The organism is Mesorhizobium sp. M0058 (genome assembly GCF_040323095.1).
Classification (GTDB): Bacteria; Pseudomonadota; Alphaproteobacteria; order Rhizobiales; family Rhizobiaceae; genus Mesorhizobium.
In genome coordinates this window covers 243,160-262,933 of sequence record NZ_JAMYUQ010000003.1, presented here as the reverse complement: position 1 = coordinate 262,933, position 19,774 = coordinate 243,160, and the positions used below count along the sequence as shown (strand labels likewise).

At 63.3% G+C, this 19,774-nt stretch carries 28 protein-coding genes; 16 read left to right on the top strand and 12 right to left on the bottom strand.

Annotated features, from left to right (window positions below):
- Positions 1-3 precede the first annotated feature (3 nt).
- Genes NKJ75_RS06605 through NKJ75_RS06550 form a run of 12 tightly spaced genes read right to left on the bottom strand, consistent with a single transcriptional unit; the run spans position 4 to position 9,079 of the window.
- Positions 4-852: a radical SAM/SPASM domain-containing protein gene (locus NKJ75_RS06605; RefSeq protein ID WP_352499438.1), complete on the bottom strand. Its 849-nt coding sequence runs from the start codon at positions 850-852 to the stop codon at positions 4-6.
- Positions 852-1,046, bottom strand: coding sequence for a hypothetical protein (locus NKJ75_RS06600; RefSeq protein WP_352499437.1), 195 nt, complete (start codon positions 1,044-1,046; stop codon positions 852-854). Before NKJ75_RS06600 ends, NKJ75_RS06605 begins: the two co-directional genes overlap by 1 nt.
- Positions 1,043-1,687, bottom strand: coding sequence for a class I SAM-dependent methyltransferase (locus NKJ75_RS06595; RefSeq protein WP_352499436.1), 645 nt, complete (start codon positions 1,685-1,687; stop codon positions 1,043-1,045). Before NKJ75_RS06595 ends, NKJ75_RS06600 begins: the two co-directional genes overlap by 4 nt.
- On the bottom strand, positions 1,687-2,739 hold the full coding sequence (locus tag NKJ75_RS06590) for a pyridoxal phosphate-dependent aminotransferase (RefSeq protein ID WP_352499435.1): 1,053 nt from the start codon (positions 2,737-2,739) through the stop codon (positions 1,687-1,689). The genes NKJ75_RS06595 and NKJ75_RS06590 overlap by 1 nt, the downstream gene beginning before the upstream one ends.
- Positions 2,736-2,942 (bottom strand): hypothetical protein, encoded by a 207-nt coding sequence (locus tag NKJ75_RS06585; protein ID WP_352499434.1) that lies wholly within the window; start codon positions 2,940-2,942, stop codon positions 2,736-2,738. Before NKJ75_RS06585 ends, NKJ75_RS06590 begins: the two co-directional genes overlap by 4 nt.
- On the bottom strand, positions 2,939-4,381 hold the full coding sequence (locus tag NKJ75_RS06580; protein WP_352499433.1) for a DUF4055 domain-containing protein: 1,443 nt from the start codon (positions 4,379-4,381) through the stop codon (positions 2,939-2,941). The genes NKJ75_RS06585 and NKJ75_RS06580 overlap by 4 nt, the downstream gene beginning before the upstream one ends.
- On the bottom strand, positions 4,381-5,874 hold the full coding sequence (terL, locus tag NKJ75_RS06575) for a phage terminase large subunit (protein ID WP_352499432.1): 1,494 nt from the start codon (positions 5,872-5,874) through the stop codon (positions 4,381-4,383). Before terL ends, NKJ75_RS06580 begins: the two co-directional genes overlap by 1 nt.
- Entirely contained in the window at positions 5,874-6,557 is a 684-nt protein-coding gene (locus NKJ75_RS06570) for a helix-turn-helix domain-containing protein (protein WP_352499431.1), read from the bottom strand. Before NKJ75_RS06570 ends, terL begins: the two co-directional genes overlap by 1 nt.
- Positions 6,554-6,799 carry a hypothetical protein gene (locus NKJ75_RS06565; protein ID WP_352499430.1) on the bottom strand — a complete coding sequence of 82 codons (246 nt, stop codon included), beginning with the start codon at positions 6,797-6,799 and terminating at the stop codon, positions 6,554-6,556. Before NKJ75_RS06565 ends, NKJ75_RS06570 begins: the two co-directional genes overlap by 4 nt.
- On the bottom strand, positions 6,792-7,007 hold the full coding sequence (locus NKJ75_RS06560) for a hypothetical protein (RefSeq protein WP_352499429.1): 216 nt from the start codon (positions 7,005-7,007) through the stop codon (positions 6,792-6,794). The genes NKJ75_RS06565 and NKJ75_RS06560 overlap by 8 nt, the downstream gene beginning before the upstream one ends.
- A complete protein-coding gene (locus NKJ75_RS06555) occupies positions 6,997-7,785 on the bottom strand; it encodes a ParB/RepB/Spo0J family partition protein (protein WP_352499428.1) in 789 nt (262 codons plus the stop codon). The genes NKJ75_RS06560 and NKJ75_RS06555 overlap by 11 nt, the downstream gene beginning before the upstream one ends.
- Positions 7,745-9,079, bottom strand: coding sequence for a GNAT-like putative antirestriction protein (locus tag NKJ75_RS06550; protein WP_352499427.1), 1,335 nt, complete (start codon positions 9,077-9,079; stop codon positions 7,745-7,747). Before NKJ75_RS06550 ends, NKJ75_RS06555 begins: the two co-directional genes overlap by 41 nt.
- Before the next feature lie 98 nt (positions 9,080-9,177).
- Between NKJ75_RS06550 and NKJ75_RS06545 the strand changes: the two genes are divergently transcribed.
- The 16 genes from NKJ75_RS06545 to NKJ75_RS06470 all read left to right on the top strand — a co-directional run bounded on the left by NKJ75_RS06545 (position 9,178) and on the right by NKJ75_RS06470 (position 19,774).
- On the top strand, positions 9,178-9,426 hold the full coding sequence (locus NKJ75_RS06545; RefSeq protein WP_352499426.1) for a hypothetical protein: 249 nt from the start codon (positions 9,178-9,180) through the stop codon (positions 9,424-9,426).
- 123 nt (positions 9,427-9,549) lie between these two features.
- Positions 9,550-9,807: a hypothetical protein gene (locus NKJ75_RS06540; protein WP_352499425.1), complete on the top strand. Its 258-nt coding sequence runs from the start codon at positions 9,550-9,552 to the stop codon at positions 9,805-9,807.
- Positions 9,807-10,541, top strand: coding sequence for a DNA N-6-adenine-methyltransferase (locus NKJ75_RS06535; protein WP_352499424.1), 735 nt, complete (start codon positions 9,807-9,809; stop codon positions 10,539-10,541). Before NKJ75_RS06540 ends, NKJ75_RS06535 begins: the two co-directional genes overlap by 1 nt.
- On the top strand, positions 10,538-12,763 hold the full coding sequence (locus NKJ75_RS06530) for a DNA cytosine methyltransferase (protein ID WP_352499423.1): 2,226 nt from the start codon (positions 10,538-10,540) through the stop codon (positions 12,761-12,763). Before NKJ75_RS06535 ends, NKJ75_RS06530 begins: the two co-directional genes overlap by 4 nt.
- Before the next feature lie 74 nt (positions 12,764-12,837).
- The gene (locus NKJ75_RS06525) at positions 12,838-13,059 is read left to right on the top strand and encodes a hypothetical protein (RefSeq protein WP_352499422.1); all 222 of its coding nucleotides are present in this window, start codon (positions 12,838-12,840) and stop codon (positions 13,057-13,059) included.
- A gap of 243 nt (positions 13,060-13,302) precedes the next feature.
- Positions 13,303-13,605 carry a hypothetical protein gene (locus tag NKJ75_RS06520; protein ID WP_352499421.1) on the top strand — a complete coding sequence of 101 codons (303 nt, stop codon included), beginning with the start codon at positions 13,303-13,305 and terminating at the stop codon, positions 13,603-13,605.
- Positions 13,606-13,641: 36 nt separating this feature from the next.
- Positions 13,642-13,923: a hypothetical protein gene (locus tag NKJ75_RS06515; protein ID WP_352499420.1), complete on the top strand. Its 282-nt coding sequence runs from the start codon at positions 13,642-13,644 to the stop codon at positions 13,921-13,923.
- Positions 13,920-15,491, top strand: a complete 1,572-nt coding sequence (locus NKJ75_RS06510) for a DUF4942 domain-containing protein (protein WP_352499419.1) — start codon at positions 13,920-13,922, stop codon at positions 15,489-15,491. Before NKJ75_RS06515 ends, NKJ75_RS06510 begins: the two co-directional genes overlap by 4 nt.
- Before the next feature lie 64 nt (positions 15,492-15,555).
- The gene (locus NKJ75_RS06505; protein ID WP_352499418.1) at positions 15,556-15,897 is read left to right on the top strand and encodes a hypothetical protein; all 342 of its coding nucleotides are present in this window, start codon (positions 15,556-15,558) and stop codon (positions 15,895-15,897) included.
- Positions 15,879-16,325 carry a hypothetical protein gene (locus tag NKJ75_RS06500; RefSeq protein ID WP_352499417.1) on the top strand — a complete coding sequence of 149 codons (447 nt, stop codon included), beginning with the start codon at positions 15,879-15,881 and terminating at the stop codon, positions 16,323-16,325. Before NKJ75_RS06505 ends, NKJ75_RS06500 begins: the two co-directional genes overlap by 19 nt.
- Positions 16,326-16,429: 104 nt before the next feature.
- Entirely contained in the window at positions 16,430-17,104 is a 675-nt protein-coding gene (locus NKJ75_RS06495; RefSeq protein WP_352499416.1) for a hypothetical protein, read from the top strand.
- Entirely contained in the window at positions 17,101-17,703 is a 603-nt protein-coding gene (locus tag NKJ75_RS06490; RefSeq protein WP_502903835.1) for a DUF488 family protein, N3 subclade, read from the top strand. Before NKJ75_RS06495 ends, NKJ75_RS06490 begins: the two co-directional genes overlap by 4 nt.
- Positions 17,704-17,806: 103 nt before the next feature.
- A complete protein-coding gene (locus NKJ75_RS06485; RefSeq protein WP_352499414.1) occupies positions 17,807-18,007 on the top strand; it encodes a hypothetical protein in 201 nt (66 codons plus the stop codon).
- Between the two features lie 46 nt (positions 18,008-18,053).
- The gene (locus NKJ75_RS06480; protein ID WP_352499413.1) at positions 18,054-18,467 is read left to right on the top strand and encodes a hypothetical protein; all 414 of its coding nucleotides are present in this window, start codon (positions 18,054-18,056) and stop codon (positions 18,465-18,467) included.
- 4 nt (positions 18,468-18,471) lie between these two features.
- Positions 18,472-19,272 (top strand): hypothetical protein, encoded by an 801-nt coding sequence (locus tag NKJ75_RS06475; RefSeq protein ID WP_352499412.1) that lies wholly within the window; start codon positions 18,472-18,474, stop codon positions 19,270-19,272.
- Positions 19,265-19,774: a hypothetical protein gene (locus NKJ75_RS06470; protein WP_352499411.1), complete on the top strand. Its 510-nt coding sequence runs from the start codon at positions 19,265-19,267 to the stop codon at positions 19,772-19,774. The genes NKJ75_RS06475 and NKJ75_RS06470 overlap by 8 nt, the downstream gene beginning before the upstream one ends.

Genomic DNA, 19,774 nt, shown 5'->3' with positions numbered 1-19,774 from the left:
GGCTCAGCCTTGCCAGGCCGAGGCGTGTTCCGATCCGTGCTTGCAGCCATCGCTGTTGCAGCCGCCGCAGGGCGACAGGCCATCGCGACCACGCAGCAGCTGTTGGCGGCGCTTGCGCATCGCCGGCGAGGTCCAGATGTCGAGCAGGTGCTCGGTGGCGGCCGAGCCGAACCGCACGCGCTTGTGCCAGTCCTGCGGGCACAGCAGCACGTCGCCGTTCCAGTCGAGCATCAGCTGGTAGGACGGGTAGAAGCATGGCCGCGCCGCGTCGATCGGCTTCTGCACCCCAACGTTGATCGTGCCCGCCCGGTTGGTCAGGTGTGACAGGCCGAAATTCTCCTCCTCCGGCTGCCAGCGATCGCGCAGGATGAACTCGCTCGAGCCGGCCTCGGCAAAGATCGCCTCGAAATGCGGGATCTGGTGCGGACCGTCATACATCGAGACGCAGATGTAATCGCAGCCGGCGGCTACCAGCTCGCGGACCAGTCTCGGATTGAGCCGGTCGCCATTGGTGGTGAGCTCGACACGGAAGTTGGCGAAGGCGCGCACCATCTCGACGATGCGTGGATGCAGCAGCGGCTCGCCGAAGCCGCAGATGTGGACCGTGCCCTGATACTCGAGTTCCTGCAGGTCGGAGGCGATCTTCTCCGCCAGCGGCATCGCCATGTGCAGGCGCTGGTTCGGATAGGCTCCCTCGTCGACGCGCGGACAGAAGACGCAAGCCCGGTTGCAGAGCTCGGTCGGGTTGATCTCGATGAACGAGAATAACGGGACGGGCCCGATCATCTGGACGTGATCGACGAAGGTGGCCTTGCGCGCCAGGTTCCGCAGCGTGGCGTCGTTGGCGTTCATCAGGAAGCTTTGCGCCAGTTCACGCGGGCGGTGCCGTTGCGGATCGTGTAACTGTCGAACTCTACGCCTGGCGCCGGATCGGAATGGCTGAGATAGACCCTCTCGCCATCGCGAAAGATGATGACGCCTTCGACGTCTTCGTTCTGCGACAGGACGGCGTCGATTTCCTCGGTGTTGATCTGCAGTCCCATCATGAAACCTTCCTGAAAATCATGAGCCCGTCGCGGTGCACATGGCGCCCGCTGTCGTCGAGATTGGCGTGGATCAGCTGCAGCCGATCATTCGCCATGAACAGGCGCAGCGCGCCGGTGAAGCCTTTGGCGATCTCGGCGCCATAGCGCTGTTCGCCGTGCAGGAAGGCCTGCGATATGACCAGCAGGCCGCCGACCGGCAGCGCGTTGAGGCAATTGGCGATGGTGACGTCGAAGCGGTGCAGCACGTACCAGAGGCACTGTGCCAGGATGACGAAATCATACGGGCCCGCGTTAAAACCGTCGGCGGTGATGTCGCCCTGCGCAAAGATCATGCCCGGGTGCAGAGCGCGGGCCTGCGCCACCGCCGCCTCGCTGATGTCGATGCCAGCGACAGGGCAGAGCGCGCTGGTGAGCATCCTGGTCAGGTAGCCGTGACCGCAGCCGATTTCCATGCCGCCGATGAACGGGCCGAGCCGCTCCAGCGCTTCCACCAGACGGATCCGGCTCGTCGCATAGTAGGGCGCCATGGGTCCGGTGCGGCCAGACTGGTCCCAGGGGTCGTCGTTCTGGCGATAGACCATCTGCCAATCGCCGATGAGCTGGAGCTTGCCGTCGATGGTCTCAGAGAAGACGCCGTCCATCACAACGCCCCCTGAAAAGCCTGGTAAAACCGCTGCATCAGCAGCACCGAGCCGCAGGTGACGAGCAGGTGACCATCGAGCGGCGCCGGAAAGTTCGCCTTCACGTGCACACCTCGTTCCTGGAGCCGGGTCGCGACGGTCGAGGCGCGGTTGCCAAGGCCGATCAGCACGTGGTTTGCGTACCAGCCGCGCGCATCGAACTCGGCCGCGAGCAGCGTGTCGCGTAGCCAGTCGCGGCCGCGGCAGACATCCTCGATGCCAGGCAAGACGTAGCTCTGCCACATGTCCATCAGAACGGTCGCGCCGTGCAGTGACGGCCCGGCGATCTCGCCGGATTCGCGGATGGCGTTGAGCGGCCGGATCACCGAGGGCTGGCCGATGGCGTAGCCGACGCGAAGGGCGGCACCGCCGAATGCTTTCGAGAAGGTGCGCAGGATGACCACGTTTTCGAAGTCGTCGACCAGCGGCAGCGCTGTCTCGGCGCCAAAGCCGAGATAGGCCTCGTCGATGGCGAACACCGCGCCGACATTGGCGCAGCGCTCGGCAATGTGCCTCAGTTCCGCCAGGCAGAAATAGGTCTCGACCGGCTGGCCCGGGTTGGGCAGGATCAGCAACCGCACGCCGCTGTCGATCTTGTCGGTGACGTCGTGCACCGACAGAAGTCGTTTCGGCTCCGTGACGATGCGCACCGGCCTTGCCTTGAAGACCTCCGAGTAGACGTCGAACATGGCGCATGTCGGCCAGGTGAAGGCAAATCCGTCACCAGGATCGCAGCACAGCAGGATGAGGCTGCGAATGAAGTCCTCGATCCCGGCGCCGACGACCAGGTTTTCCTGCGGAAGCAGGAGAAAGTCGCTCAGCCGCCGGGTGAACGCGGCATAGTCGGGATACCAGTTGTCCGGCGGGCCGGCGCGCATCGCCTCGACGAGTTCGCTCGGCCACGGCTCGGGCCGCTCCAGGCGGTGCAGCCGCATGTGCTCGCGCGGTGTCGGCGGAATACGCCGGCGCTCGACCTGGCCGAGATGCCGGAAACACTCACGAAACAACGTCACAGCGGCTTGAACTCCGTTTCGGTGAAGGTGCGTGACATGAGCCTGAGATACCGGCCCTCCGGCAGCCCTTCGCCTTCGACCTCCAGGATGACGCTGGAAATTTTCGGGTCGTAGGTCGCGCCGACGATGCGCAATTTGCAGCGTTTGTCGGGCCACAGGTCGCGCTCGAGCACCTCGCGGGCGATGCGGACTTTTGCCCTCACGCGACAGGAACCGGCTGCGGTACGGGATTGGCGGGATCGCCAGGCTTAGGCGCCGGGCCAGGAACCGCAGGCACCGGCAGGATGCCAAGCTCCTCCTGCGAGGCGGCGCTCGCTGCGTCTTCCTCGTCGATGAGCTTGCGTTCTTCCTCGGCGGTGCGGTCGGCATTGACCGCCTCGCCCTTCTGCAGCCGCTCGTACATGGTCTCGTAGCTGTAGCCGCCGTCCTGCCAGCCCTGGATGACCTGGACGACTTCGGCCGGCGTCAGCGTGCTATCGATGAACGACAGGTTCGGCTTGACGATGACCTTCGTCGGGTCGAGCCCCTTCATGATGGCGATGTGGCGCAGCACCTGTTCCAGCGCCTTGGACGAAGCCTGGGCAATGGTGACCAGCGTCGCGGTCTGCGCCGCAAAGCGAAGCCGCCTGGCGTCACCCGATTCCTGCGCCTGGGACGCTGTATCGAACAGTTTGGCGCCGGCTGCCGCTGCGGCGTCGCGCTCGTCGGTGATCGCCACCTTGTGCGCATCGATGCCGACACCCGCCGGACCGACATATTTCGCATCGGGCGTCTGCTCGCTATCGGCCTTGAGCGAGACGACCACGCCGGCGCCGACCATTTCTGGCTCGTCGGCGTTGATGATGAACAGCGTTTCCTGGCCGGTCATGAACAGCTGCCAGCGGTAGTCGGCCGAGAGCTGGTACATGTTGACCGCGGCGCGCGCCACGCCGATCAGCGGCGGCGTTTCGGGGCTCGGCGACAGGTCACGCGGTCCAACGACGACCAGCGGGATCTCTTCCAGCGGCTTGCCGCCCTTGGCTGTCGGGATGAGAGGATCGCCGGCCGCCAGCGTATCGCCGGTATAGACCGTCACCTGGTATTTGCCGTCAACGAGTTCGAGAACGCGATATTGCTTGTCTTCGACCCAATCGAAGCCGTCGCGGACCAGGCCTGACTCGTCCAGCACGTAGAAGTCGCGCGCTTCCGACCAGTTGATCAGCGCCTCGGTGCAGTAGGTCGAGATGTAGGGCTCGCCGCCGGCGCTTGGCGCGCTGGCGAGAAGCGCATAGCGACCGGTGGTGAGGATCTCGCCGGTGATCTTGGCCGCAAGCGCCTCGAGCGGCATGCCGTCGGCTGTGGCCTTTTCCCAAAGCGGATCCATGGCCGTCGGCATTTCGACCTGGATTTCGACGCGATGGATGACGCCGACCATGCCGCCGATCGTGGGGCCGACAATCTCGGGAAACTGTGCCCGCATCTGGTAGGCGCCATAGAGTGCCACGCCCTTGTCGATGCGCTTGGTGAAGCCGGACGGCATCGGCAGATAGGTCGTGTCGGCTTGCTTGACCGCGGTTTCGCCACGCGCGGCGTCGCGCATCAGCGCCCATTCCTCGACACGAACATCGTAGTCGGGATGGTGGTTGTCGACGTTGTTAGCCATCAGTGCATGTCCGCGAAGCTGGTCTTGGTTTCTTTCTTGCGCGTCGCCAGCTCATTGAAGGCGCGACTCGACGCATCGGTCTGATCCTTGAATTTGCTGTTGGGGAACATGCAGATTTCGTCGAGATACGGCTCTATCCAGGCGTCCTTGGCCGTATCTCCGGTACGCAAAATGACGACGTTGCCGGCCTCGGCCTGGGCCGACAGCGGCTCGGCCCGCGTGATCTTGTCGCCCGATTCAGGCGACTTGCGCACGTTGTAGCCGGCCAGCTGCTTGACGTAGTAGCCGACCTGGGCCTTGCCGGCCTGGCCGGGATCCTGCGGCAGCGAAATCATGATGTTGCCGCCGTGCTGCGCCTTGTCGGCCGCCGCCGTGGTCTTGATCAACTTCTCGACGCCGCCGGCGAGCAGCTGGCCGCGCGTGGCGTGCGCTATGACAAAGCGGCCATCCGGCATCGCGCCGATCTTGACGCCGGCGCTGTAGGCCGAGTCCTTCTCGTCGCTGGCCGCCATGTCCCAGCCGCGGCAGAAGCGTGTTCCCGCCGGTATCGCGCGGATGCTGTCGAACCACTCGCGGTGGAACATGCCGCCTTCGCGTGGCGCCGGGCGTTGCTGGAACTGCCCGGCAGAGGCGTAGCTGCCCATGATCTTCTTGTCGCGGTCGACGACGGTGCGGGAAAACCTGGCCTCGAACAGCAGTTCGCCGTCGACTTTTCGCGGATCCTCGAAGCCGATCGAGGTGTAGCATTTGCGCTCGGGCTCGAACTCCATCGGGAGCATGAGGTGCTCGTAGCCGTAGTCGCCGGCCAGGATCGTGCCCGACACGTCCGTTTCATGCAGGCGCTGCATGATGACGATGATGGCCGACGTGTCCGGGTTGTTGAGGCGGGTCGGCAGCGATTCATGAAACGTGTCGTTGGCCGTCTCGCGCTCGGTGTCGGACTTCGCCATCTGGACGGACAGCGGATCGTCGAGCAGCACGCGGTCGCCGCGCGAGCCGGTCATCGAGTTGAACGCCATCGCCTCGCGAAAGCCGGTCTTGTCGTTCTCGAACTTGGTCTTGGTGTTCTGGTCGCCAATCATGGCGAAGCCGGCGCCCCACCGATCCTGATACCATTGCGACTGGATCAGCCGGCGCGTCTTGACGTTGTCGCGGATGGCGAGCGAGTCCTTGTAGGACGTGCCCATGAACCGCAGATGCGGCTTGTCCTGCGGGCCCCACTCCCAGGCCGGAAAGAACACGCCGGAAAGCAGCGACTTCATCGTGCCGGGCGGCACGTTCATGAGCAGCCGCAGGATTTCCCCGGCGCTGACCGCCTCTAGGTGCTCGGCGATGGCGTCGATATGCCAGCCATGGCTGTAGGGCTGGCCGGGCTCGAGCACATGCCAGGCGCGCTTGACGAACTCGGACAGCGAGCGTTCGCAGGCGCGGCGGTCGAGCTCAATGCGCAACTCGTCCAGCGTCGGCCGGACTTCCGCCCCGGGCCGCGACATTATTTGCCCGGGCGTGCGCCCGCTTCGCGCTTCTGCCGTGCCTCCTCGACCGCCACCAGCTGCGCCAGCTCTTGCTCGGAATAGCCGGACAGATCAGGCGCGGCGCGGGTTTCGACAGGTCCGCCATCCTTGCCGGTGTTCTCGACGCGGCGCACAAAGCCCCGGCCCTTGCCCTTCATTTCGAGATACCAGCGCACGGTCTGCATCTCGCCGGCGCTGATCGCCTGGACGACGCGGCCCTCGGCAATGTCGAGCAGCTCCTCATCGATCTCGGCAGCGGCTTCCTTCACCTCGGGATGCTCGTCGAGGAAATTGTACAGCGTGCGTCGGCTGACATTCAGCTTCTCGGCGGCGGCCGTCTTGATGCCGCCGTTGGCGCGCATGATCGCAATGACGCGCGGCACATCGCCGGCTGTCAGCTTCGGCGTGGCGCCGCCGGCGTTGGGCTTTTCAGCCTTGGGCTCGGGCTTCGCTTTCGGCTGCGGCTTGGGCGCCGGTGCCGGCTTTGGCGCAGCACGCCGTTTGCCCTTGCCGGCCTTGCGCTTTGGCGCCGGCTTTTTTTTGGCCTTCACCGGAGCGGAAACAGGCGGCGGAGCGGCGGCCTTGACCGGCTCGGGCTTGGCTTTCGCCTTGGCCTTTGCCGCCGGCTTTGCGGTCGTCACCGTTGATCTGGTCCGGATCACGACGCAACTCGTGGGCGCGAATGTGCAAATTGTGCAACAGCCGCCGCATTTTTTTGCTCCCCCAATCCCAATGCCGGGAGATGCGGAACGTCATGGATGCGCGGATCCACCACCAGGACGCTTGTGACCGGAAGGGCCGGGAACACGGCCTTCGGGTTGACACGCGAGCGCTTGAATACGCCGGCCTGCTTTGCCATCGAGATCAACGTGACCGACGATGTTGAGCTACGCAGATCACGCATCGGCGTCGACCAATGTCTTGATGGCGATCCATTCGCCAGTGATGATCTGCGAAAACAGCCAGCCTGGCATATCGACCGGGACGAGCCGCTGGATTGGCGGCAAGGGTCCGGTTGAGTACGAGAAGGGCTGGAGCGGCTCGCTGTGCGCGGGCACTGATCGGACACCGTCCGGAAACGTCACGGCCACCGGCCGTATGTCACGCTGCATCTGTCTTGTCCTGTTGCTCGGCCTCGAGTTGATCGAGGCGTTCTTCGGCCAGGCGCGCCATCACCGAAAGCGCGATGCCTGAATTGACGATGTTGAGCTGGTGCTTGGTGCGCACGATGGCGTCGAAAAAGCCGTCGAACACGGATTGCGGCGCTGCATGGATGCGGAAGCGCTTCGCCCTTTTGGCCAGGGCCTCGATTTCGATCTCGAACTTGATGCGGTCTTCCGGCAGGAAGGCGAACAACAGCTCGTCGTATTTGATGTTGGCGCCGCCGAGTGCCGCGGCCGTGAGGCCCTTGCCGACGGAAAGAACGCTGTCGTCGAGGCCGGAGAACTTCTTGGCGTCGATATCGAGCGAGGCGTAAAGCTCGGCCAGCAGCGAGCGGTCGTCCTCGCCGTTGATCGAATTGTGGCTGAGCTGGATCGCGACCTTGCGCTTTTCGGTCAGCGGCGTGGTGATGACGAGCGCGTCGACCAGGAGCAGGCCGGCCTCGATGGCGGCCGCGGTGCGGTGATGACCAGACAGGATCTCGAGCGAGCCGTCGGCGTTCTGGCATACCAGGACGGTCGTGGTCAGCTTGCCGTCGATGCGGACATTGTCGACCAGGCGCTTGAACATCGCCGGCGCCATGTAGTGCGCGTTCTTTTCGCGGCGCTTGAGCGCTGCCGGATCGACGCGCCTTGCCTCGATATCGAGCGCCTTCCAGTCGACGGCCGGTGCGGGTTGCGCCTTGTCGTCAGGCTTCGACGGCTTTTGCCGGCCGGAACTGCTTGCCATACCACCACTCGAACGCTTGCTGCAGCGTCTCCTCTCGTCGGGCGCCGACGTAATTCAGCATGAAGCGGCCCTCCGGACCGTTCTTCTCCTCACGCTTGGACAGTTCGAAGATGCCGCGATACTTCATCGAGACCGGGTTTTCCGAAAATGCCGTGGTCTTGACCTCGGCGTATCGGTTGATGAAGCGCTTGCCGAGATCGCGCAGAACCTCTGCGTTGCAGGCAAGCCTGGTCACCAGCTTCGATAGCCGGCCCTCACGCGAGATGGCGAAGTCCGAAAGCAGGTAGATCGAGGCCTTTTCGCCGAATTTCGGCAGCGTGTAGATCAGCCCGCCGACCAGCATCTCGTCCACCAGGACCAGGTAATTCGCCATGCCCGGCGTGTGGACGATGCCCTTTTTGAGGTAGACGTTTTTGAGGAACGTCATCTGCGCCGCGTCGGCGCGGGCAATGGTCACCACCGAATCCGGCTTGATCCTGGCAACGTCGATCGGGCGATACTGGAACGGCGCCTGACGCGGCACCAACTGCAGATAGGAAGATTTTCCAGTCGAGACGTAGCAGAAATGCGGCTTGCCGCGCCCGGAGATGAACTCGAGCTCTGGCTTGAGATCGTCGTAGACCTGGTCGGAGAGGATGCAATACGGCACGCCGGCCTGCCTGACACGTTCGATGATGCCGCGCAGGTTTTTGGGATCGAAGATCTCGTAGCGCGGAGCGTCCCACTTGATGTTCTCGGCGAGGAACTCGAACATCTTTTCGTAACCGTTCTTGAAAAACGGCGGATAGCTGAATACGGCGGCCTTGCGCTCGATCGCCTCCTCCATGTGGAGCAGCCAGTCGCGCGGCGAATAGCTGGCGATCGGGATGAGGCCGGGAAGCTTGCGCACCTTGTCCAGGGTGCGTTCGACATACGAGCCGAAGTTGCCGATCAGGTGCTGCTTGTGGCCGGTCTTGTAGGCGTTAGCCTTGCCGCCGGCGAAGCGGCCGAGATTGAAGGCGACGGCGAGCGCTGCCAGGCGCTGGTCCGGCTCGCGAAAATCGTGCTCGTTGACGAAGTCGAGCTCACCGTGGAACTCGTAATCGAGCGGCTTGCCGAGCACGAAGCCGGCAATCGCCGAGGAGTAGAGGCTGACGTCGTTCGAGTGCATCTCGACACCAGGGAACGTGGCGAGCGTGATCTGCTCGAACCGGAACGTTCCCGAGCAGCAGTTGTAGACCCTGCCCCAGGTGTCGACCTCGGAAACGCGAAGGATCTGCGCGATGCATTCCTTCGGCACAACGCCTTGAAACATAACGCCCGCAGCCTCGCTTTTTTACTTGCATTGGGTAGGTAACCGAATAAGTTCAATGTAACCAGATTGGTTACGTCAACTTTGCGAGGACGTCTGCAATGAGCCTGGTCACGATGACCGACGATCTTTACAAGCAGTCCGGCTTCACCGGGCTGCGCCTCCAGGCACTTGCTTCGGTCGCTGCGCTCGGCCTGCCCGAATACGCCGGCGCCGAGCACCAGACCTACTTTCGCGAGCGGTTCCGCCAGACCTTGGAAACGCTCGATAGCGAAGGCGTCTGCGACGTCGTCGGCTTCATCGCCGCTCAGCGCGGCATCAAGCCTGAACCGGTGGAGAACGCGATCTGATTTGGGGAGCGGCCCGATGCGCATAGAAGAATCAGGCTGCATGAATCGCTAGGTCCCCCCCGCCTTTATGTCAAGAAAGATTTGCAACCAAATTGGCACCATCCCCTACCACGGAGATCAACGATGAAGACCACCGCAACGAAAGTACCGCACGAGATCACGCTGTTTGCGCTTATGCGATGGGCGGACGGCGCCTTCTCCCTGCTGGACATAGTCGAGACCTCGCGGAAGAACGCCAGCATCTTCACCCGCCGATGGATGCGCGACCCCGAGGTTGCCGCGATTGCCGCCATCGCACCCGGCGAGTTCTACGGCGATGCCAAGCGCAGGGTTGTTCGCCGCGCTGGTTCGCTGCTCGACCGAGCCGAGAACGTGCTCTGATGCCGATCGGCTCGCATCAATCCGCGGCCGCCGGCACGGACGTCTGGCTGACGCCTCCCGCGATCCTGGCAGCGCTCGGCGGTCCGGAGGGCTTCGACCTCGATCCATGTGCGCCGCTCGATCGCCCTTGGGATATGGCGCGCCAGCACTACACCATCGCTGACAATGGCCTGGCCCGGCCCTGGCACGGTCGGGTGTGGCTCAATCCGCCTTACAGCAACAACGTCATCGCCCGCTGGATGGGGCGTATGGCCGACCACGCCCACGGAATAGCCCTGATCTTCGCTCGCACCGAAACCCAGGTGTTTCACGAGAGCGTGTGGCGCGCCTGCGATGCGCTGCTGTTCATGGAAGGGCGGCTGCATTTCCACGATGCCGCCGGCTTGCGCGCCAAGGCCAACGCCGGCGCGCCTTCGGTGTTCTGCGCCTATGGCGCCGAGGATGCCGAGCGGCTGGCGGCCAGCGGCATCCCAGGAGCTTTCGTGCCGCTGCGGCTGCGCTCGCTGGTCTTCGGCTTCGCCTCGATCGGCTCGTGGGTCGACGAGGTGTTGAAGGTGATGCAGCACGCCGGAGACGCCGTGCGGCTGGACGACCTCTACCGCGAACTGGCCGGCAATCCGAAGGCCGGGCGAAATCCGAACTGGAAGGCCAAGATCAGACAGACGCTGCAGCGCGGCCCATTCGAGCCGCTCGGTGATGGCGTCTGGAAACTCGACACCGGGAGACTGCTTTGAACGTCCTAAACACCGAGATTGAATTTCGGCATTTCCACCTGTTCTGCGGCCTTGGCGGCGGTGCGAAGGGCTTCAACAAGGGCCACGCTCGAGTCGGCAGCCTCAACGCCAACTGGCGCTGCATCGGCGGCGTTGACGTCGATCCGGCCTCGATCCGGGATTTCAGCCGGGCAGCGAAGGTGCAGGGCACCATGCTCGACATGTTCAGCCGCGAGCAGTTCGTGGCTTTCCATGGCAAGGAACCGCCGGCCGGTTGGCGGGAAGCGACGCCGGCCGATATCCGAAACGCCGCGCATGGCGAGCGGCCTAACGCGGTGTTCCTCTCGGCACCGTGCAAGGGCTTTTCCGGATTGCTGCCGGAAGCGTCGAGCATCACGGACAAATACCAGGCTCTCAACGGGCTCACGCTGCGCGGTGTGTGGTTGATGCTGGAGGCCTGGCAGGACGATCCGCCCGAGTTGATCGTGTTCGAGAACGTGCCCAGGATCGCCAAGCGCGGCCGGTTCCTGCTCGACCAGATCGTCGCGCTGTTGCGATCCTACGGCTATGCGGTGCGCGAGACGACGCATGATTGCGGCGAGCTGGGCGGCCTCGGACAGAGCCGCAAGCGCTTCCTCCTGGTCGGCCGACACGAATCCAAGGTGCCGCCGTTCCTCTACGAGCCCGAGAAGCGGCGCCTGCGCGGCGTCGGCGAAATCCTCGAGAGACTGCCGCGCCCGGGCGATCTGACGGCGGGCCCAATGCACCGGATGCCGGCGCTGCAATGGAAGACGTGGGTGCGCCTGGCCTTCGTCGAAGCAGGCTCGGACTGGAGGTCGCTCAACAAGCTGGCCGTGGCCGACGGCGTGCTGCGTGATTTCGGGATACTGCCCGATATCGAATGGCAATCGGGCGTGCTTGGCGTCAACCGCTGGCAGGATCCCGCCGGCGTGGTCGCGGGAAGGTCGGGCCCGACGAACGGCGCGTTCGCTGTGGCAGACCCTACCCCGAGCAATTTCCCCGATGACCGATCGGGCCTGCTCGGCGTTGGAACATCGGAGGAACCGGCGTCGCTGGTTCGAGGCCAGCGATCGCCACAACAAGGCCGCTTCTCGGTGGCCGATCCTCGAGTCGACGGCCACGAGAAATCCGTGCAGCTCGGCGTGCGCAAATGGGACCAGACCGCGGCGTGCGTGAAGGGCGACGTCTCGGTCGGAACCGGTCCCTACGCCGTGTCCGATCCACGCATGGAAGGCAAGCCGCGCTTCAACAACACCTTCCGCATCGTGCCATGGGACGAGCGATCGCCGGCAGTCGCCGGTCCTGGCGGCCCAGCTGGTGGCCTCGCCGTCGCCGATCCCAGGCCATCCCAGCGCGATGACTACAAGCAGACGAAGTATCGCGTCACCAGCCTTGATGAGGCGGCCGGCGCCGTGATCGGCGCGTCGACGACCGGCAATGGCGCCTTCGCGGTCGCTGACCCGGCGCTGAATTGGGGCGAGAACGCCCATGGCAGCAAGCTGGCGGTGCAGGGCTGGGAGGATCCGGCGCGCACCGTCACTTCGAGCCGCATCCTCGCCGGCGGTGGCGCCGTCGCCGACCCTCGCCCGGCCGACGATCTGCACAGCGCAGCGCTCGGCGTGCGCGCATGGGAGGAACCGAGCGGCACGGTGCAGGGCGAGTCCTTCCCGACCAACGGTTCCTTTGCGGTGGCCGATCCCCGCCCGGTGGGGCTCAACGCCAACCGGGAGAACTATAAAACCGGCGGGCACTATGGCGTCATTCCGTGGGGTGGCGTTGGCTACGCAGTCCCAGGCTTCGCGAAATACGATCGCGGCCATTGGTCGGTGGCCGATCCGCGCGAGACGGCGGCCGAGCCGCTGTTCGAACTGCCTCAGCCGGCAGATCGCCTGGTGGCGGTGATCCGCGCACTCGACAACACATGGCATCGGCCCTTCACGACCTTGGAGCTGGCGGCGCTCCAGAGCCTGGTCGACCCCGACGACCTGGACGGCTTCAAGCTGGACGGCCAGTCGGATTCGGCATGGCGCGAGCGCATCGGCAACGCAGTGCCGCCCGATGCTGCTGCGGCGATCGCCAGCGTGATGGCAACCACTCTCCTCCTGGCCATGACGGGCGAGACCTTCATGCTCAGCTCGCAGCCGATATGGGTGCGCGACGTGGCGGTGGCGCTGGCGGTCGACGATAGAGGCAACATACCGCTGGAAGACTTTTCGTCGTAGCCCTCTTGTAACCAGATTGGTTACAGTCTAAGCTATTGTGGTTACAACGTTTTTCCCTACCACGGAGACCAGAGATGATCACGTCCGACACGGCAGAGAAGATCGAAATCCTGAAATCGCTGCGGCTGGCTTCCCCGATAAGCCCGTTCACGTTCTGGAGCTTTGAGTTTGTTGCTCTCACCGAAGCGCGCGGCCTGCCGTACCCGATAGATGCTCGCCCGCTCTTTGATGCTGGCCTGTCGCCGGAACGCGCTGCCGACAAGTATGCCAAGCGTTGGCAGATGAAGGCGGCCTGATCATGTTCTACTGCGACGAATGCCTCGACCCCTGCCGGTTCCACGATTCCGGGCTTTGCCCTGGATGCAGGGACCGCAGGGCCGATGCCATCGCGGCCGAAGAAGCCGACATGGCTTTCGATTTCAGCGAAACGAGCGAGGGAGGAGCGATGACGCCAAGGGCCGAGGCCTGAAACCATCCCTTTCGATAGGGCGGCGGGTCGTTCCCGTCGCCCGCTAAACCCCCTACCACGGAGACCAGAAATGCTTAGACAGTACCGTCCCCAGCGCTTCCGCTATGAGACCATCGGCGGCGTTCTGCGCCATGTCGGGACCATCCCGATCGGCACCATCTTCCGTAGCACTCGCCTTGACCCGCGATTTACGCGCAAGCTGATCGTCGAGGCTTGGTTGCCCCGCGAGATCGGGGCCGGTCGAGTGCGCAACGGGCGCTATGAGAACACGTTCGCCGTCGGCGGCCATCTCGCTCAGGTCAGAGACCTTTCCAACGGTCGGCGCTTCATGCTGGCCGATCACTTCATCCGCTTTTGCGTCGATCACGACTAAGCGGCAATTCTTTTCCCTACCACGGAGACCAGACCAATGAACGCGCTAAGCCACATCACAAACGCTGACCGGGCAGAATGGGCACGCACCGCCCTGGAAGCCTTCCAATCGGCCTGCCCGCAAGATGAGGACGAGAAGACCTGCATCAAGGACCTGATCACGGACCTGCTGCACCTCGCGCGCCGGGAGTGTGGCGTCGATGACGCTATGCACTTCGCTACCCTGGCGGCCAATATGCACGACGCCGAGGTCATCGAGGACGACGAGGGGGACGACGACGGCGCCACCAGCGCCGAAGCGGTCGAGGTGGCGTCATGAACGCGCTGATCCCCCGCAACACCGTCGAGCAGATCGTCGCCTATCGCGATGCCGCGGTGGCCTCCTATCACGCTTCGTTCGAAGACATCGCCCAGGCCAACGCCAAGCTGCGCGAAGCTGCCTCCCTCTGGAAGGCGGCCGCCGGCGAACACGCATCGAGCCGCTATGGCGGCGAGGCAAACGAGGTGAAGAACTTCTTCGCAGCCGTCAACCTACCGGATCGCGAGCAGTATTTCCGCACCGCCGTCCGCTTGATCGACATCTCGTGCTGGCACTACCTCGTGCAGATGACCGAGCTCGACGCATTGATGGACCGCAAGGCCAAGGACGAACTGCGCGACAGCCTGGCCTGGGTGCCGGAAAGCTACCGGCACGGTCGCGGCGACGCGCGCGAGCTGGTCAACCTCGACGACCTGCAAGGCATCCCGCCGGTGACGGTCGACAACATTTACGCGACGCTCCAGAAGTGGTCCGGAGAGGCCGAGATGATCTTCCGGCGCGGCATCGCCATAGCCTTCTCCTCCCTGGATCGCCGCTTTCGCTCACATGACGGCTTCAAAATAGGCGGCCGCGTTATCCTGACCCACGCATTCAACGAGTTCGCCGGCGGGCTTTCGTACGGCAGCACCGCCGACACGCTGCAGGACATCGAGCGCACGTTCTGCATCCTCGATGGAAAAAAACCCGGCCTCGCCTATGGCGGAATCATCGGCCAGATCAGGAACGAGCGTCGCTATGGACCGCACCAGTCCGAGCATCACGGCGAGTATTTCAAGGTGGTCGGCTACAAGAACGGCAACGCCCATCTCTGGTTCACCCGCGACGACCTGGTGGAGAAGGTCAACAAGATGCTCGCGGAATACTACGGCGAGGTGATCGGCGACGCCCAGACCAAGGAGCCGGATGACCTGTTCCGCAACCGCAAGACCACGCCGGCGCGGAATTTTGGCTTTTTCCCGACGCCCGACGGCGCAGCGCACGATCTCTTGAAGGGGATCCCGCTCACGCAGCCGGCCGACCAGCCGCGCCTGACGATCCTCGAGCCGAGCGCCGGCACCGGCAATCTGGCGCGGCGCTGCCTATCCAGCATCAAGGACTTTGCCGACCATTCCGGCTACGGCCGAGCCGACGCGATGGAGCGCTGGCGCAAGGAATACCGCTTCGACAACCATGTCGATTGCGTCGAACTGCAGCCGGCGCTGGCCGGCGCCCTCCAGGCACAAGGGCTTTATCGGAAGGTGTACGCCACCGACTTCCTGTCGCTGCGCCCGTCGGTGACCGGCCTCTACGATCGCATCGTCATGAACCCGCCCTTCGACATGGAGCGCGATATCGACCATGTCGTCCATGCGCTCGACTTCCTCAAGCCTGATGGCTGTCTGGCCGCGATCATGTCGGCCGGCACCGAGTTCCGCGAGACCAGGAAGGCGATCGCCTTTCGCGCTCTGATCGAGAAGATGAAGGGGCAATTCCGCGACCTGCCGCCAGGCTCATTCGCCGAGGCCGGAACCTACGTCAACACGGTCACCGTCAAACTCTGGAAGGACGGGCGCCGAAATTACTTTTAGCTTGACCCTATTGTAACCATTTTGGTTACATTGTACGTTTCTTACCCTACCACGGAGTCCACCGATGCTCGACAAGCCAGACACCATCAGACCTCCAGGCATCCTCGACGCGCTCGCCATGTGGGCGGAGTGGCATGCGGACATGAGCCCGCTCGGCCCGACCGGCGACTATGGCGTCGACATGCAACTCGCGGATGCGTTCCGCGCGATGCTCTACCGGCCCGCCCTCAAGGACCGGCTCGCCTGGATCGAACGCGAGATCAGGCGGCCCCGCCGGCGGCTCGCCGACGGCAGATACCCGGGCGAACTCTGCGCCTGGTGGCTCGACCTTTGGGAGGCCGAGAAGGCTCCCCTCATCACAAACAGGATCCACGAAAGGAAACTCCATTGCGTTTCATTCTCATAGATTCCGGCCTGCGCCGGGTGTTCGACATGGCCACGCCTCACCGGCTGGACGATGAGTTTATCGGCGGGATGCTGCGACGCGACAGCATGGAGCGGGTCGAGATGGCCGACGAACTCGACTTGTGGGTGTCGGCCGAGCCGGCCAAGACGCGCTTCCGCTTCTTTGCTGACGGACCCGAATATGTCGGCGACGGGCTGCTGTCTGGCCGCTCAGCTCTCGGCGACGTCAAGAGCCTGCCGCGCTGGCTGAGCTTCGAGGCGATCACCAGCTGGCTCGTATGGCCGCGCAGCTACGAACACCACCAGCCGCGCCGGCAAATTCAAAGGCCGACCAGGTTTCCCATGGTCGGCCTTCCTCTCGAAACCTACCACGGAATCACGCTCGGAAGCGCAAGAGAGAAGCCATACGTAGCGCCGATGTACGGCTAGAGCAACGCACCAAAACGGCTACAAACAGGGCTATTTTGGTTGCTCCGGCAGTGCACCAAGTTTATGATTTTGACCTGTCCAAACCCTTACCACGGAAAGAGACAATGAAGGGCATACCAATAGTCGGCAAGCGGTTTGGAAAGCTGCTGGTCGTCGAAGACCTCGGTATCCCGGTTGGAACGAAGGATCGCCGGTTCAGGGCCAAATGTGACTGCGGCGGCGAGAAGATTGCTATGAGTGGAAACCTTCGCCACGGCCGCACCACAAGCTGCGGATGCCGCGAGCATCAGCCGTTTCACAAGTCCAAAATTCGAGAAGTCGCCCGTTGCAAGAATTGCCATTGGGCGTGGAAGCCGAACGGTCGTTGGATCAACGAACCATGCCCTCGGTGCAGCTTCATCAAGGATGTACGCGTCCCGCGCACACGAAAGTTGGACGACGCCGGAAGGACCTCCCTCAAGCGATGGATTGCGAAGAACCCTGGCCACTCTACCCGCCATTCGCGAGGGATGCGCCAGACCGCAATTCTGCTCGTCGGAAAGGGAGTTCTTCAATGCGTGCGATGCGGCTGCGACCGCACAGAACTTCTTGAAATCAACCATATCAACGGCGGCGGAACGGTCGAATCTCGCAAGAGCATGACGTTCTATCGGGCGCTTGCTGCGCTACGCCGCAAGACCGACGACCTGGAACTACTCTGCAAGCCCTGCAACGCGATCCATGCCCTCGAAATGGTGCATGGTCCCCTACCCATGAAAGTAATTTGGAGCGGACAATGAAAATCCACACGAGCTGCTGGTTTACGACGTTGCCTGACACGATTCAAAAAATAGGTGTTTCGCGTGGGACTCCACGCGGATACAAAGCAGGCTATCGCAAGATGCCGGAACTGGCGCCGGGCTCCTGGTTCAACACGGCCAGCATCCGCGATTACAAGCAGCTGTTCTTCGATGGTCTGGCCAGGCTCGACGCCAGGAAGACCGTCGCCAAGATCGAAGACCTGTCCGCCGGCAAGGACTGCGCCCTGCTCTGCTACGAGCAGCCGCACAAGGACGATGATTGGTGCCATCGCGGCTACATCTCGGCTTGGTTGAAAACCGAGCTCAACCTCGACGTCCTGGAATACGGGCTGGAGGAGCGTGGCGGGGGGTGGAGCCATCCCAAGATCCCGGCGCAATACCGCCTCCAGGCGAGCAAGATCGATCCCCTGGACGTCTCCTCCTACATCGGCGCCGAGGCGCCCGACGGCCAGGGGCGCGTCTGGAAGGTGATCGGCTTCGATCCGGCCAATGTCGACCAGGCCCAGGTGCAGAGCGGCGACGACAAGCGCGCCATCTCGGCCGACGTCCTCAAGAGCCGGTTCCAGCCTATCATTTGAGGCGACAAATATTCCGCAAAATATTCCGTGGTCCACTTGTAACCAGATTGGTTACAGTCTAAGTTGTTGATGTTACTTGGATTTACTGCCACGGAGACCAAAGATGCACAAGGCACCCGGCACCGACACCAACCACTGGCACTGCTCGATCGAGGAACTCCGCGACCTGGAAGCCGCCACCAAGGCGGAAGGGAAGCGTCTCGGCAAAGCCGGCCTCGAAGGGGTCTATTCCAAGTCGGTCAAGACCTACCAGGTCAAGCAGGGCAGCCGCTTTAGCGGGAGCTATCGCATCTACACCAAGTGAGGGCTTCGGCCCACACCAGTCACAAACCCTACCACGGAGAAGACCAATGACCACCACCATCAAGACCGGCTTCGATGAAGCAATCGCGAACGCCGCCAACCCCGATCACCGCAACTACAGCCCCGCGCTGGCTCGACGCATGAAGGCCGAGCGCCGCATGTGCACCGCCCTGGTGGATGGCTGCTTGAAGCGCGGCTATGTCATTTCCGTCAGCGACGGGGAAGACTACCCGGTGAAGAAGTCGACCGACAAGGCCGAGATCATGGCGGCGCTGTTCTCGACCGACGAGGACGTGATCGTCATCCGCAATGCCGCCGGCGACAAGCTGGGCTGGTTCCAGCTGATCTATGGCAACGACGGCTGGGACGTCGTGTCCGACTACAGCGCCAACGAAATCTGCAACGCGATCTGGAACGAGGTGATCTCGCCCCTGGCCGACAAGATCGAAGCGGAGGGCTGAGGCGATGGCGAACTTCAAGTTTCACATGGGCGTAACGCTCCGTTGCTACGGCAACGTTGAGATAGAGGCCGACACGATCGAGAATGCCATCGCAGAGCTCACCGCCGACAATATCGGCGAAAGCATCAGCATCACCGAGACGACGACCGACAGCGGGCAGGATCTCGCCATCATCGGCGTTACCGATGCCGACACAGGCGAAGACCTTGGCGATTGGGATTGCGCGCCGAGCGAGTATGACCCCAAGCCGCTACCGCCTGTGATCGTCAACAGCTGCTATGCCCTGTCTATCGACGGTGACCACGCAACCACGCTGCAGCTGTTCGCCACGAAAGCCGAGCGCGAAGACGCCATGTGGGATCACGCTTTCTCACATACCGGCACGGAATCGGCGACGATCGACGAGTTCAAGGCCGAGTATGACAACGACGCCGACGAAGCGATGCATGCGACCGGGGACGGCTGGCTCACCGACGAGATGGTTGCTGCTGACGCGCCGATCCACCGCAGCGACACAGTCGACGCGCTGACTCAGGCTGAGTCATTCATCAGCGGCTTCGAAGACGACGAGTTGCAGGAAGGGATCGGCGACATTCTCGCCGGGCTTCGCGCGGCAATCCAGCGTGAGCAGGCACGGCCCGACATAATGCAGGTCTTGTATATCGTGCGTGAAGACCTTTTGGCGGCAGCATCGGACGTGCTCGACAACGCCAACCGCAAAGACGGTGAATATCCCCGCTTGATGGCGGCGAAGGAGCACGTAGAGCGTGTGATGGGCAAGGCGGAGGGCCAGGCCAATGACTGACACCTCACGCCAGGCATGGGTCGACGCGGTCGCCGCGGGAGAGACTTCCGACAGCTTTGTGGACTGGTGGGCGGCACGCGAGCGCGAATCCGAGAGCTACGAGCCGGAGATGCCGGAAATGATCGACTTCAAGCTGCGCATCGGCGTCACGACGCGCGCCTTCTACGAGATCGAGTTCGAGGAGGCATCGATCGATGCCGCCATTGAGCGCGCCAGATCGATAAAAGCCAGCACTTACGCCAGCGAGTTCGAGAACGGCATCGACGGCGACGAGATCGGCTATCTTAGCCAGGCCGACGATCGCGACGGCGACGAGACCGAGATCGACATGCGGACAGAAGGCGAGCCCTATTCCTGGATCGCCTGCGAGATCGTCAAGAGCCTCGCCAAGGTGTTCGGCGTGCCTCAATCCGACGACAGCGTGAACAACGAAATCAACAGGCTCATATCGGAAGCGCAACGGGCTTGCGCCACAGAGCCTACAGGCGGCGAGGAGGGCTGA